Here is a 14,349-nt window from a genome sequence, read left to right as displayed (position 1 = left end):
CTATTAATATTAATAACGTCAGATTAGGATTTAGAGAAAGCAGACTTATAGTTAATTTGATCTGGATTTAAAGATCAATCAAAAACCTCTCTATGTCTAATAAAGTATTTGAGCATAATTTAATACGATCTTTTAGGTCATGACCATTATTATCTTGAGGAACTACAAGGCTTGCATTTTCATCTAGTATTCCATATTCTATAATTCTTGATAGGACATAATTGCTAACTAAGTCCTCTTCAGGAGCGTAAAACTCAAAACTATTATTGTGCGTTTTGATATTTAAAATACAGTTTTGATACTCAAATTGGAGGTCGCCACCATAATCATTAATACTACAGTGTTCTTTATGTTGATTACGCAATTCTAAAAGGAAAGGGTTCCAGTGGTGACCATTGAATTGCTTTCGGTTCATCATAAAGCATTCATATGGTTTAAGCTTATATTGATCCCAAAAATAGTACCCAGACTTAAAGTTGCTAAAGCTACTGTACTTTGCAAAGTAGTAGTTCCAAGGGTAAGACTCATGCGAATAGTTATTAATAATGGATTGATTACTGATATCAGGATTATCTAAAAATATTTTTAGGTATTGTTGTAAAATTTCTTGTGTATGATCAAAGCCTTTACGCCTATCGCTCTTTGTAAATAACTCTCGCCATATCGAAGCGTTGTCATTACCAATGCGCCGTTTACCGTAACCATAGTATTGAGAATAATCGTCTATTGTCATCATAGCTCGACTAATCATCGTATAGTTTTTGTCTGTATCTTCCAAAAATATAGTATCAAATGCGGTTGCATATCTTTCAATATCTTCATTTTCAGCAAGCTGCAATACTGACACTGATCCTCTAAGTAAATTATGGTCTTCAAGCTTATAAATTACAGGCTTTAGAGCTTCATTATTAGCAATTAGATTCGACTTGATTGACTCCTCTGACAGTTGCTGTTTTGAAAGGCGAGAGTTATCCTCAAGCTTTGTATCATTAAGGATATTATCTATATCTTTATATAAAACCTTCAAATATTCTTTTCTTATCTGGTCTTCAGAAGCGGCAACTAAATTGCGTATCTTTCTTATTTTATCTGAAAACCCAACGATATTATCTTGCAAATGGCGCATCATAGCGTATAGCATTAATTGCTCACCGATGGAGAAAGCATTTCTTTGTTCAGTGTTATACACTTGAGCACATTTACGGAATAAGTTGGTATCTGGGCTATTAAAAAACATTCTAACTTTACTAACTAAAAAATTAGTTTTGTTTATATATAAGTATTGAGAGAAGAAATCAGGATCATTTTGTTGTTGCATTACAAATACGTCTAATGCGTTAAATAGGTACTCAACATTTTCCTGATTATTACCATATACAGTGCTAGCAACTTCTAGCCAATAATCATCTTCGATTATTATATCCTTGGTTGTAATTAGCAAGTCTGTAATATATTGATAAAAATTTAAAAAAGATTGATCGACCTCAGCAGCAATATCGATATTAGTACTCTCGTTGGTCTTATTAATATTCCAGAACAAGTCTGACCACTGATTGTCAATTTTTTGATTGAAAATAGGTACCATGCTATCTGGGATTATTCCAGAATATTGAGATTTAAAATGTTCAAAGTTGGTTAAGGGTTTACCACGAGAGTTCATTTTTATATACAAATCCTCTGGCAGTCCTAAACCTTCCATTTCAAGCAAATAAAAAACGATTCTTGGGCTATCGCCTATTAATTTTTCCCAAACATTTTTTAAACTATTAGTATTAAAAATAGTTTCAATTGCATCAAGCATAACCAGCATAGAGACAATAGTAGGATCACTTTGCCAAGAAATAAAAAACCATGGTTGATTTTCAATTTGCAACTTTATTGGTTTACTATCTACTTCTTGGTTAGGTATAAAGTGAATAAGCTTTTCACAAAACTTTCTACATTTATCACGAGTAGCGTAGGAGAAATTGGCTAATAAAGCTTGATTTTTGTCGGTTATTCTGTCTTCAGTTACTGCCGTATACCAATGTAACAGAAACAATGTGGTCAAGCGTTGTTGCCCATCCAACGGCTTGAAGATCGGTATACTGTCTTTTTTATTATCTTCGTCTTCATCTTTAACCAAATAGCCATAAATAAAATCAAGCTTCAAAGGCGCATCGTTATAATCTTCAGCTAATACGTCAGATATGTTATTTAAAAATCTATGACGAATCCTTCTAACGTCTTCATTATTCCTACCTTGTGCATAGTCTCGTTGAATAGGTGGAATAATGACCTTGTATTGTTCAAGCAGATCAATAAATTTTGTTTCTGTAATACTCATAGGTCTTCCTCTGACAGGGGCGTGGTGCTATCTAATTCGAATAGTAGAGCGATGTTATTAGAGTTATCAAGGTCATCATATGGAATGTAGTTAAACAAAGTATCTAGCATCTCTTTAAGGTAGGTTTCTTGATCTTGCAGACTCCAAATGTACTTAGGCTCTAAAGAACCAGCATCAGAATAATAACCTTGGAATACTCTTTTGGTACAAATAGGGATAAAACTGCCTTCTTTATCCAATTTAATAATTTGGCGTCGCTTAACCTCAAACGCCGAGTTATTTAGCACTGAGTTATCAGGTTGACTAAGTAACGCCATATTCCCTAAACCATGAATTTGTGTATTGTTTTGATCATTTTTAGAAGAAAGTAATTTATTTATTTTTTCAAATAAGCTATTAAATCGCTCCCAACTCAAAGTAATATTATTGCTAATGTAATCTTGAGATTCCGATATTATTTTATTAATAGCAGGATCAACCTCGAATTCAGGTTGGTTTTTTAAGTCATTTAGTACAGGTAAATGTAGTTCTAACCATTGAATCCATTGTTCTTTTTTAGTTTGATCTAACCCTTCGGAGCTTTGGGCATGAATGTGTTCTAAGCTCCATTGGTTAGACTTATGCTGTTTAAACGGATAAAAGTCGTCTATGGTTTTTGACGTACGATAAACCTCCACATTAAATAAGAGTAACAAGTTGAAAAGTACAGCCTTGTTTTTATCATAACTAAGATCTGTGACATTATCTTCTGTAAAGCCAAAACTTATTGAATCTTGAATGTGCTTGTTGATGTGAGCTGTAAACTCATCTTTGCTATGACTCATTGCATACTTAACTAACTGGTTTAGCGAAGGTTTGTCGTAGTCTTTTATGCGCCTACTTGAGACAAGGTAGCCTATTAGATGATAAAGCTCTCTATCATTATTCCATTCAATAAGGGTGTGATAAAAATTATCAATTCGTTCCCAAGCTATTGATAAACTGGAGCTATCCGTAATAGGGGTCTTGCTCTCATTTAAAAACCAAAGGAATGTATGCAAGGTATCATGATCATTTGCTGATTTTCCTGCAATTAGATCTAAAATCAGGTCAATTTTAGTATCGAAGTCTTCTCGCTTCTTGTTCGTTATAAATGACCAAAACTTCCTATCTTGCTCATTCAGCTTGTGTTCTATATCGTCCCATAGCGAGGCGATTTCGTAGTGCTTAATTCTTTGTGTTTCAGTCGCTAACTCACTAAAACTATCTGTTGATAAAAATAGTGCCTTGGTAAGCTCGGCATTGGTTAAAGGAATTTTACCAAGGTTTAGCCTTTCAAATAGTTTAATGCTATTTTCTTTTTGCTCGACCTCATACCAAATTATTTTTGAATAGTTTAAAAAGTTATCTAAAAATTTTTCTGAAGAAAAAGATTCTTTATACTTTTCTCTATAGGATAATTCCCAGTCTCTGATAGTTTGATAAGCTTTAGAGATATGATAGTAATCGATATTAGTTTTATCGATAGCAACTGTTAAATCATCTTCATTAAATTTTAGATTTGATAAAAATTGAACACAATTTTCACGAGTTTCGTAATCAATGCTGAACATTGGCTTTTTTTGCTTGCCTGTCCAAAACTCATTAATATATTTTAATATCAGATAAATAGTAGTAAGTCGTTGCTGTCCATCGATAACCTCATACCAGCTGCCTTCAAGTACTCTATCTGGTATCGCATTAGACGGTAGATTTTTCAAGACAATAGGTTGCAGGCAGTAAAAAGTTTTTTCAACTGGCGTCGTACCCTTGATCTCTCTTGGTGTAAAATTATCAATATCATCTAGTAACTGGCAAACCTGTTGTTCTGTCCAGCGATAGCCACGTTGATAATATCGAATAAAAAATTTATGCTCTGAAATATCTTTAATTGCTATTGGTTTAAGCTCAATCATTTAATTATCCTTTAAACACTCTGACGACAAACCCCGACTTTCACAAAGCCACCTAGCAAATCACATTATTATCAATTTGTAGTGGAAGCATTGTGAATACTGACTTAGAGGTTTTATCAGTATAGTGTGTTCATATTTTGGTTGATAATCTATATCTATAAATGCTATTTATAGACCCGTAATACTGTAGGTAATGGCATCTAGTAATACTTAACTCATAGATATAAATTAATTCTGTAGAAGTTTATTATTTCAAAACCACCTTGCCAGCCGCACCATCCATTCGATAGTTTTTAATGTCCCCGGCGATAACCAGATTAATTGCTTTTTCAATCTCATCAAGGGGAACATTGAACCACTCTGTCGCCTTGTATAGGTTATCGTTTGCTGCTTTTGAAGATACCTTGACTCTTTGATCATAAAAGAAGGCGTGCAGTACACCTTCCACGCTTCGGGCATTGGCGTCATAAACCTGCCATTCAGCAATTATCTCTACGGGCTGTTGCAAGAAAGCGGTATCTTTAATCGAGTGCTTAGTGCGCACCTCTCCCGTAAGGGTTGAGAAGCCAACTTTATGCAGGTTTTTATAGTGCGCTAAATTGCTTGGCGTATCAATTAACTTAGCGACATAAATGACTCCAGTAAGTTGCCGATCATCGCCAAAGTTTTTGGCCAGTTCATCATCCATCCAGTCAGGATCAGTAATGAGTAGCTGGTAGCTGTTTTCATATTTATACTGAGCGGTAGCTAAAGAGCGAATGAGCATGTTCGACTCAGTACCGTTAGCAAACACCAGACGAAGTCGCTGCTGGTTACGCTCATTCTTTCGATTCTCTGCTTGGTATATATCCGCTACATAACACAAAATCCCGTTTAAGACGAAGACGCTGCCAATGCTGATGTCTTTCACTGATGAAAAGTTAGTTTTAGTAAAAGCCCCCGTTTGAATGGCTTGAGATATACGCTCAAAGGTTGCTTCAAACTTATAAAAGTCCTTACATTCAAAGCGAGTTGCTATTTCTTCATCATCGTACTGATCATAAGTAGTGCGAGAATTGAGCTGACTATCACTGACTAAGATTTCAGAATGAATGTTGTCAAAAATACCTAGGTCATCACTGTTGAAAATATCATCCAGACTATTAATAACAGGTGGCTCGCTAACAGCCATGGTTACCGGCTCAGCTTCTTTAGTGCTAGCGCTGACTGCGTTTTTAGACCCAGCACCCTCATTACTCATACTTTTGTCTGAGAGTGTCGGTTTGTCGTCAGATGGGGTAGACGCAGTATGTTGAGCAGTTAGTAAACCATGCTTATCTAAAGCTAGTAGTTCTTGCGAGTTTGCGTGGTTGGTTTGTATGGTAGCTAAGAGGCGAGCATTTATCTTTTCATTAATATCGCTAGCACTGCTACTGGGTATGCGCCCCTGTTGATCGATAAAAAGGTTGATAGTGTCAAACTGCTGCGCTAAAACGCTGTTATTCGCCGAGCTTTTGGTGACAGGCTTTATATCGTCTAATAAACCAGTACTGTCATTTAAAAAAATATCGTCTAGTGTTTTGTACTCACGACTTTGATAGATCTCATCGAGTTTAATCATGACTGTTGGCTTCTCGCTTAGCTTTTTGGTTTCTGACATAGGAGATAACTTCAGTCATACGCCGCTCGATAGCATCTTCTGAGTTTCTATTAGGCTGACGACCTTTATTCTTGATAAAAGCAACTATCTTTGGCCACATCAGGACCGCTTCCGCTTCAGTTACGGTAGAACGGCTGGCATGCACGACGTCATTGATGGTTTGTAGTACTTCTTTGTCGACGGTTCTAGAGAGGACTTCATAAGCATCATGAAATGGGTTGACCGATTTAACAAGATCAATGGGAAGGTTGTTTACATTGACAAACTTACTGCCAACCTTCACAAAGCCGTTGCTAGGATTTGAGTCATTGCTACTGCTTGATTTGGTTTTAGGGTTATATATTTTTGCGTCAGCTGGCAAGTGGCGCTCTTTAATAATGTCGTTTTCATTGAGCTGACTTTTTCGTTCAGCATTGAGAGTAGCGATATCTACATACTCAGTGCCTTGCTTAATGAAACAGCGTTCATTTTCGATGATCGCATCTTCAGGAATATCCTTACCTTCAACCACGCCGCCTTGGCGGTTGATGGTCATATATTGCATCACACCTTCTTGTACCTGCCTTACTTCGTTGGCATCTAGTGATGGATACTTGCTACGAATAATACTTGGGATGACGGTATCCGATACAGCCTCGGTCTCGACGTTATTGGTTTCGGCGGCGATATACTTTTTAATATAATCTACGTTCTGGCATAGCTGAGCTAATATCTCTTCACGGTCTTGGTTAAGTATATTCATCACTCGATCAGAGGGAGGGTTCACAGTGTCATCAATAACAATGGTACCTGCCGGCAAGTCTAGCGTGCCTAATATGTCTATCTCACTACGACGTTTAAAGTTGATATTAGGTTTAAGCACTTGCTCCATAAGCAGCGACAAGGTAATGGCTTTTAGTAAGTCATTAACAGAGCTTGTCACCTCAGACTTATCCGCTTCTGGCTCAGCGATTAGGTTAGTAAATTGAGCATGGTGTTTGCCCGCGCTATCGCGTGTTGAGCGCCCAATAATCTGTACTACCTCGGTTAGAGAGCCGCGATAGCCAATGGTTAATACATGCTCACAATACTCCCAGTCGAAGCCTTCTTTCGCCATTCCAAGAGCTACGATGATATCCATATCATCACGAGAGATAATATCAGCTAAGTAAGCCTGTGTATTCACCCTTATGGCGTCATCAGTGACTAGGTCTGCGAGTAGTAAGCGTCTGCCATCATGCGTACGTATGGTGATAACGCCAGTATTCTCATCACGAGATTCACTTTCACCGATAATATCTATGATGCGACCAACGGTTTCGTATTTGTCTGTCTCAGCCGTTAAGCTATTGACGTTAGGGATGTGAATAATGGTCTTTTTACTGGTATCTAAGCACTCGTTTAAAGCATCAAAGAATGACTTTTTATAAAAGTGATAGCCCAGTCCCAGTGACTTTAAGTGTTCATAACCATTTAGCTGTTCGTAATAGGTGTAAGTCACCTTATCGAACTTTTCTTCATCGCTATCTGACAAGATAGGCACTGAATCGCCACGGAAGTAGGAGCCAGTCATTGCCACGATATGCGCGCTAGTTTGCGTCATAATGCCATCTAGTATGGCTCCCAAGCGGTTAGAGTCATCTGCTGATACATGGTGGAATTCATCAATACCGATCAGCACATCGTTAAATAGCTCGATACTACCGCCATCTTCGATTACCTTATCAAAGCCATATCTAAAGCTGTGATGGGTACAAACTAGGACTTGGGGAAGAGAGTTATCACTGACGTCTGAAGTTATAAACTCTGAGAAGATAGCAGTCTTGCGAGTATCACTTTGAGCAAGACTTAAGCATAAGTTATAGCGATCTGCTACTTCCCAATCGGCAAAAAAACCATAATCACTAAGCGCGGTAGATTTAAAAGACTTGCCAATGCTCATCTCAGGCACGGCAATGATGACTTTTTTGATGCCTTGATTTATCAGCTTGTCGAGTGCCAAAAACATCATGGCGCGTGACTTACCAGAGGCAGGTGGAGACTTAATAAGCAAATACTGGCTATTACGCTTCTCGAACGCACGTGCCTGCATTTCACGCATGCCCATCGAATTATGTGTTTTGCTTTGACCCGTGCGGGCATAAGTTTGATTTAAGATATTAACGGGCTGAGACATGGTTTACTCTACTATGGACAAGATGTGTGGCGTTATTTTTTAGGCTGCGGCTCGTATAAAAAGCTACTTAGCTTTCTTTTTACCTTTGCTCTGTTTTTCAGCTTCGATAAGCTGCTCATAGCGTGCCAGCAAATGCGCCAAGCGCTCTTCGGTATTGGCAAATCCTTGCGGGCGATACAGCTTATCCACTGCATCATCGAGTGTGCTATGCGCTTGTTTTAAGTCGTCAGGCATCTTATCAGGGTCATATAATTCTGCGAGAGTCATGCCAGCATTACCGGCGCGGGCAAGTAGTATTTCTTCCGCGAGATTTTCAATGTTCTTTTTCTGCTCGTCAGTGGCATCAGGGAAGGGGAAAGTGTTATATACGATGGTTCCAGAATAGTTGTAATCGCTTTTTAATCGACCAGTTACTAGACGCATCCATTCGTTATGAATTATAGAGTTTAAAATACCAAAATCGTAGAGAGTGCCATTTGGTATCATTTGATTACGATCACTGCTAATAACATCTGAGCTGAAAAATCCCATGGGTATATATCGACGACGCTCTGAAGATACTCTAGGAACAAGAATATAATCCCCTGAACTAGGTTGTCTGATTTCTCCAAATAAATGAGGCTTATCAGCTAGTTTATTGGTTGCAGGCTTTTTGCTAGCAAGACGCATTTTCTCGACAGCTTCTATTTTTCTATATACTTCAGGGTTACTAGTAAGCTCACTCAGACTTTCATCTACTAGCCATAAGCACCAGCGTTCTTTAGAGTTTAAAAACTCAACAGACCCAAGCATTCTTTGTATCCACTTTTCTGAACTTGGTTCGTTATGAATCAAATTCATTTTTTCTTCAGAAGTTAATATCAAATGCCCTCCATCAACTGGCTTATTACCGTAAATCATTTTTGAGCCATCATGAATAGGTATGCCTCGACTTTCAACAGCGATATTTGAACCAGATATTAAGTAAGGGCTTATATTACCAACAGTTTCACTATGCCAAGCTCTATTAATTAGTTTAAAGATTGTTTTTTTACTACTGGATTTCGCAGATAATCCAATAATTACTACGTGTACAGCAGCATTATGTTTAGCGTTATTGCGCCATGGGAATGTTTGATAGGCAAAGCGAATATGAATGCTCAAATTAAATATATAGGGGAATAGCATAGCTACTTGTTCACCCTGAGCAATCGAGTTGGTTGATACTAAGGCAAGTTCGGCATTAGAATTAGCAATATACTGTGCACCTTTCCAAAACCATGAAGTCACATAATCGAGAAATTTAAACTTTTTGAATCCTTTAAATACTCGCGTCATATCCTCTGTTTGTTCATCTGTACGATTTCCTGAGCCTCCAAATGGTGGATTACCTACGATATAAATCTCGTCACTGCCATTATTTGGACAGACTTCATTCCAGTCCAAGCGTAAGCTGTTGCCATACACAATATGCCCACTCTCTTTGAGTGGCAGCATCGGCGTGGATGCGCCAAGCTCTTGCTCGAATAGTACATTCATTTGGTGTTCAGCGAGCCATAGTGACAAACGCGCAATTTGACTAGCAAAGTCGTCATACTCGATACCGTATAAATTATCCAAGCTGACCACACTATCAAAGCCTAGACCTAATAGATTGTCTTTCGAGCCTAGTAAATCGCGTTGTGCTTTTAATACATCAATTTCTAGTTTCCGTAGCTCTTTATACGCAATAATCAAAAAGTTGCCTGAGCCGCAATATCCGTAACATATTATAGTGGTGACATTGATAAAACCCTTACAAATCCATGATATCAGGATGATTTCGAATGTCACTAATTAAGATGGTTAAGTAGTGACATTTTATCTTTTTTGTCATCGCTTAGAGAATAGGTTCGTGATCACAGTTCCTTACTCAACATTCGTTATTTATGAAGTATAATAACCCTTGGTAGCTTAAGGGGTTTATTTTGGATTCAGGACAATTTCTTTATACTGTAATAAGCGATACTTTAGATAGAGAGCTTGATCGCAAGCGTAATCTTGAAACTAAAGTTATGTCATTATTTCGATTATGGATTTTTTTACTTACAACATTTACAACTGTAATAGTTTTCTTGATGAACTATAACTCAGATGTTATTCGCTCTTTAGTTGCAGTTAGTAGTTATTGGCTGAGTTTCTTTATAGTTATTTTTTGCGTAATTGCTTTTATCCTCTCACGTTTACTATGTCTTATGATTAAGATGGCTGGCGATTCATTTGGTATAAGCGACAAAGACGAAATTGGCTTTAAATCAAGTGAGATTGATAGCATGATTACTTCTGAAATTAACTCTTTATACTCTGGGGCATGTAAGCAACTAAACTCCAGCATCAAGGATTATGACAAGCACAATAAGAAAATAGGTGAGTCGATAAAAGAGTCGCTACCTAGAATCAACAAACTACTTATTGGCTTGTTTGTAATGCTTGTAATTCTAACTCTAATTATGATTGTTATTTAAGGCTATATTCTATGAACGATAAAACAGTAAATGACAACTCCACAACAGCAGGTGAGCAGCAAAATCATGAACCAACACAGGGTAGTGATAAGGCACAGATAACTCCTCCAACTGGAATGTTTCCCCGCTCTGTAGGCGACTCTCATCCTGACTCTAAATATAAAGACAGAAACTAAAGGTTAAGCGGTTTTTGATAAAACCTTTTAATCCACTGTGATTGTAGAATGCTATTATTATAACGATAGCATTCTATGCTCCCACGATTTTACCACTCGCACTATCCATTCTATAGTCTTTAATATCTCCAGAAATAACTAAATTAATTGCTTTTTCAATCTCAGTAAGCGGAGCATCAAACCATTCGGTTGCCTTGTAAACCTTGTCATCAGACCCTTTCAACGATACTTTTACCCTCTGATCATAGAAAAAAGCATGCAAGACACCTTCAACACTTCGGGCGTTTGCATCATAAACTTCCCACTCAGCAATAATATCTACTGCTTGTTGTAAAAAAGCTGTATCCCTAATCGAATGCTTAGTTCTGGCCTCACCTGTCAGGGTGGAAAAACCAATTTTATGAAGGTTTTTGTAGTGCGCTAAATTGTCTGGAGTATCAATTAGTTTTGCAATATAGATAACACCAGTTAGTTGACGTTTATCACCGAAATTTTTAGCTAGTTCTGTGTCTATCCATTCTGAATCGTTGATTAAAAGTTGGTAGCTATTCTCGTACTTATATTGAGCAGTAGCTAGTGAATGAGTGAGCATATTCGACTCTGTGCCATTAGCAAATATTAGGCGCAGACGCTCTTGGCTACGAGTATTCTTTCTGGCTTCTGCTTTATAAATGTCAGCCACATAGCAAAGCAATCCATTCAAAACAAAAACACTTCCAATGGTAATGCTTTTTGAGGAGGCGAAGTTTGTTTTAGTAAAAGAGCCAGACTGTATTGCATGGTATATGCGCTCAAATGTTGCCTCAAACTTATAAAAATCCTTGCACTCAAAGCGTCTCGCTACATCCTCATCATCATACTGATCATAGGTGGCGCGTAGACTGTTTTGACTGTCACTGATTAAGATATCTGATTGAACATCGTCAAAAATACCCAGCTCATCACTGTTAAAAATATCTTGCAAACTGGTAAATGAAACTGATTCACTAGGAGGTTCTATTTCGGCCTGTTGTTCTTCGTTGCTAATATCTTGATAAGCAGCGTCATCTCTATCGCTTATCTCCTTATCCAATAACGTATGCTCATTTGGAACGTCAGAGTTGGAGTTTTCACCAACCAATAGTCCATGCTTATCAAAGGCGATTAATTCTTTAGCAAACGAGCTATTGGCCTTCATAGAGGCAAGCTGCCGCGAGAGTATCTTTTCATTGATACCGCCAGTATCCGCATTGGGTAAACGCTCATGTGTATCAATAAACGAGTTTATCTCAGCAAACTGCTGTTCTAAGAGGCTATTGTTGGTTGGTTTTTGAGAGATGGGTTTAACGTCATCGAATATACCCATAGTGTCATTGGCAAATATATCTTCTAAAGATTTATACTCACGACTTTGATATATCTCATCAAGCTTAATCATGGCTATTCACTTCTTGTTTCGCTCTTTGATTTCTAGCATAGGACATGATTTCTGCCATACGCCGCTCTATATCACTATCTGCATTCTTATTAGGGTTGCGACCGTTTTTCTTAATGAAAGCAACTATATTAGGCCAAGCTATAACTGCCTCTGCCTCAGTTACGGTTGATCGGCTAGCATGGACGGCATCACTAATGGTCTGTAATACTTTTTTATCAACTGTCCTAGAGAGAATTTCGTAGGAGTCGTGAAAAGGATTGACTGACTTCACTAACTCAATCGGAAAATTGCTTACGTTGACAAACTTACTGCCTATCTTTACGAAGCTATTGCTAGAATTACGCTCATTTGTACTGCTAGAATTGCTTTGAGGATTATAGATTTTAGCATCTGTAGGTAAGTGGCGTCCTTTGATAATATCACTCTCGTTTAGCTTGTTTTGGCGCTCTAAGCTTAGTGTAGAGATGTCTATATACTCACTACCTTGCTTAATAAAAAACCTTTCATTTTCAATCACGGCATCATCTGGAATGTTCTCACCCTCAATCACACCGCCTTCACGGTTAATCGCCATATACTGCATAAGACCTTCTTGCGTCTGGCGTATTTCATTTTCATCTAAGGCTGGGTATTTACTTCGAATGAGGCTTGGAAGAACGGTATCTGAAACCGCTTCGGCTTCTATGCCATTAGTTTCTGCTGCTAGATATTTTTTGATACTGTCTGGGCTTTGGCATAACTGGGCCAGTAGCTCATCCCTATCTTTATTAAGTATATTCATCACCCTATCAGATGGTGGGTTCGTAGAGTCATCAATAATTACGGTGCCAAGTGGTAAATCTAGTTTGCCTAATAGATCTATTTCGCTACGTCTTTTAAAGCTAATACTAGGTTTAAGGACTTGCTCCATGAGTAAGGATAGGGTAATGGCTTTTAAGAGGTCGTTTACAGTATCTTTAACTGTGGATTTATCATCATCAGGCTCACCAATTAGGTTGGTGAATTGGGCATGGCTCTTGCCTTCGCTATCTCGCGTAGCACGGCCAATAATTTGCACTACCTCAGTAAGAGAACCACGATAGCCAATGGTTAATACGTGTTCACACCAAGGCCAGTCAAAGCCTTCTTTAGCCATGCCAAGAGCCACAATGATGTCCATCTGATCTCTGGATGTTATCTCGGCTAAGTAGGCTTGGGTATTCGCTCTTAAGGCATCATCAGTCACCAAGTCAGCAAGTAGTAATCGCCTACCATCGTGTGCGCGTACTGTGATTACCCCTGTATCGTCATCACGGTCTTCCATTACACCTATAATGTCAATAATGCGGCCAACCGTTTCGTATTTATCGGTTTCAGCGGTAAGGCTATTAACGTTAGGAATATGAATGATGGTTTTTTTAGAGGTATCCAGGCACTTATCTAAAGCATCGAAAAATGACTTCTTATAAAAATAATAGCCTAACCCTAATGATTTTAAGTGCTCGTATCCATTAAGCTGCTCATAGTAGGTGTAGGTCACTTTTTCAAATTTTTCTTCATCACTGTCAGATAGAATAGGTACTGAGTCACCACGGAAGTAAGATCCCGTCATTGCTACAATGTGAGCGCTGGTCTGCGTTATGATACTGTCTAATATAGCGCCAAGACGGTTCGAATCACTTGCTGATACATGATGGAACTCATCAACACCAATAAGCACATCGTTAAATAACTCAATGCTACCGCCATTTTCTATCACTTTATCAAAACCATACCTAAAACTGTGATGGGTGCAGACCAACACCTGTGGTAGAGAGCTTTCATCCGCATCCTGAGTGAGAAATTCAGAAAAAATAGCCGTCTTTCTGGTATCGCTTTGGGCGGTATTCACACATAGGTTATAGCGTTCTGCTACTTCCCAGTCTGCAAAAAAACCGAAGTTGCTGAGTGGTGTTGATTTAAAAGACTTACCAATACTCATCTCTGGTACAGTAATAATGATTTTTTTAATGCCCTGGTTGATGAGCTTATCTAGGGCTAAGAACATCATTGCTCGTGACTTGCCTGATGCTGGAGGTGACTTGATAAGCAAATACTGGCTATTACGCTTTTCAAATGCACGTTCCTGCATCTCGCGCATACCTAAAGGATTATTTTGTTTGCTCTGACCAGTTTGAGCATAACTTTGATTTAATATATTAACAGGCTGGGACATACCGATATTCACTCCAGAAAAGATA

The 14,349-nt window shown here is 38.1% G+C and carries 9 protein-coding genes; 2 read left to right on the top strand and 7 right to left on the bottom strand.

The features are described from left to right. Positions 1 to 67: 67 nt before the first annotated feature. From CXF65_RS14445 to CXF65_RS14425, 5 genes are all read right to left on the bottom strand, one after another. Positions 68 to 2,326, bottom strand: a complete 2,259-nt coding sequence (locus tag CXF65_RS14445; RefSeq protein WP_101212780.1) for a DUF262 domain-containing protein — start codon at positions 2,324 to 2,326, stop codon at positions 68 to 70. Continuing rightward, the gene (locus CXF65_RS14440; RefSeq protein ID WP_101212779.1) at positions 2,323 to 4,260 is read right to left on the bottom strand and encodes a DUF262 domain-containing protein; all 1,938 of its coding nucleotides are present in this window, start codon (positions 4,258 to 4,260) and stop codon (positions 2,323 to 2,325) included. The genes CXF65_RS14445 and CXF65_RS14440 overlap by 4 nt, the downstream gene beginning before the upstream one ends. A gap of 247 nt (positions 4,261 to 4,507) precedes the next feature. Beyond that, positions 4,508 to 5,899: a GIY-YIG nuclease family protein gene (locus tag CXF65_RS14435; protein WP_101212776.1), complete on the bottom strand. Its 1,392-nt coding sequence runs from the start codon at positions 5,897 to 5,899 to the stop codon at positions 4,508 to 4,510. After that, on the bottom strand, positions 5,853 to 8,054 hold the full coding sequence (locus tag CXF65_RS14430) for a DEAD/DEAH box helicase (protein WP_198552020.1): 2,202 nt from the start codon (positions 8,052 to 8,054) through the stop codon (positions 5,853 to 5,855). Before CXF65_RS14430 ends, CXF65_RS14435 begins: the two co-directional genes overlap by 47 nt. Positions 8,055 to 8,117: 63 nt before the next feature. Continuing rightward, positions 8,118 to 9,866: a class I SAM-dependent DNA methyltransferase gene (locus tag CXF65_RS14425; protein WP_319823092.1), complete on the bottom strand. Its 1,749-nt coding sequence runs from the start codon at positions 9,864 to 9,866 to the stop codon at positions 8,118 to 8,120. Positions 9,867 to 10,000: 134 nt separating this feature from the next. Here CXF65_RS14425 and CXF65_RS14420 point away from each other — a divergent pair, with 134 nt between their 5' ends. Beyond that, a complete protein-coding gene (locus CXF65_RS14420) occupies positions 10,001 to 10,537 on the top strand; it encodes a hypothetical protein (RefSeq protein ID WP_101212772.1) in 537 nt (178 codons plus the stop codon). Positions 10,538 to 10,548: 11 nt separating this feature from the next. Further along, entirely contained in the window at positions 10,549 to 10,713 is a 165-nt protein-coding gene (locus CXF65_RS14975; protein WP_157824084.1) for a hypothetical protein, read from the top strand. A gap of 73 nt (positions 10,714 to 10,786) precedes the next feature. Here the strand turns inward: CXF65_RS14975 and CXF65_RS14415 are convergent, their stop codons facing one another. Together CXF65_RS14415 and CXF65_RS14410 are read right to left on the bottom strand one after the other, a co-directional pair. Further along, on the bottom strand, positions 10,787 to 12,130 hold the full coding sequence (locus CXF65_RS14415; RefSeq protein ID WP_101212770.1) for a GIY-YIG nuclease family protein: 1,344 nt from the start codon (positions 12,128 to 12,130) through the stop codon (positions 10,787 to 10,789). After that, positions 12,123 to 14,324, bottom strand: a complete 2,202-nt coding sequence (locus tag CXF65_RS14410) for a DEAD/DEAH box helicase (RefSeq protein ID WP_198552019.1) — start codon at positions 14,322 to 14,324, stop codon at positions 12,123 to 12,125. The genes CXF65_RS14415 and CXF65_RS14410 overlap by 8 nt, the downstream gene beginning before the upstream one ends. Positions 14,325 to 14,349 lie beyond the last annotated feature (25 nt).

It is taken from the genome of Psychrobacter sp. Sarcosine-3u-12 (assembly GCF_002836005.1).
Taxonomy (GTDB): domain Bacteria; phylum Pseudomonadota; class Gammaproteobacteria; order Pseudomonadales; family Moraxellaceae; genus Psychrobacter; species Psychrobacter okhotskensis.
This window is presented reverse-complemented; position numbering and strand designations above follow the sequence as displayed.

Bases quoted from the DNA above. Each gene is read 5' to 3' on its own strand.
- CXF65_RS14445 (WP_101212780.1), bottom strand. From the start codon at position 2,326: ATGAGTATTACAGAAACAAAATTTATTGATCTGCTTGAACAATACAAG.
- CXF65_RS14440 (WP_101212779.1), bottom strand. From the start codon at position 4,260: ATGATTGAGCTTAAACCAATAGCAATTAAAGATATTTCAGAGCATAAA.
- CXF65_RS14435 (WP_101212776.1), bottom strand. From the start codon at position 5,899: ATGTCAGAAACCAAAAAGCTAAGCGAGAAGCCAACAGTCATGATTAAA.
- CXF65_RS14430 (WP_198552020.1), bottom strand. From the start codon at position 8,054: ATGTCTCAGCCCGTTAATATCTTAAATCAAACTTATGCCCGCACGGGT.
- CXF65_RS14975 (WP_157824084.1), top strand. From the start codon at position 10,549: ATGAACGATAAAACAGTAAATGACAACTCCACAACAGCAGGTGAGCAG.
- CXF65_RS14415 (WP_101212770.1), bottom strand. From the start codon at position 12,130: ATGATTAAGCTTGATGAGATATATCAAAGTCGTGAGTATAAATCTTTA.
- CXF65_RS14410 (WP_198552019.1), bottom strand. From the start codon at position 14,324: ATGTCCCAGCCTGTTAATATATTAAATCAAAGTTATGCTCAAACTGGT.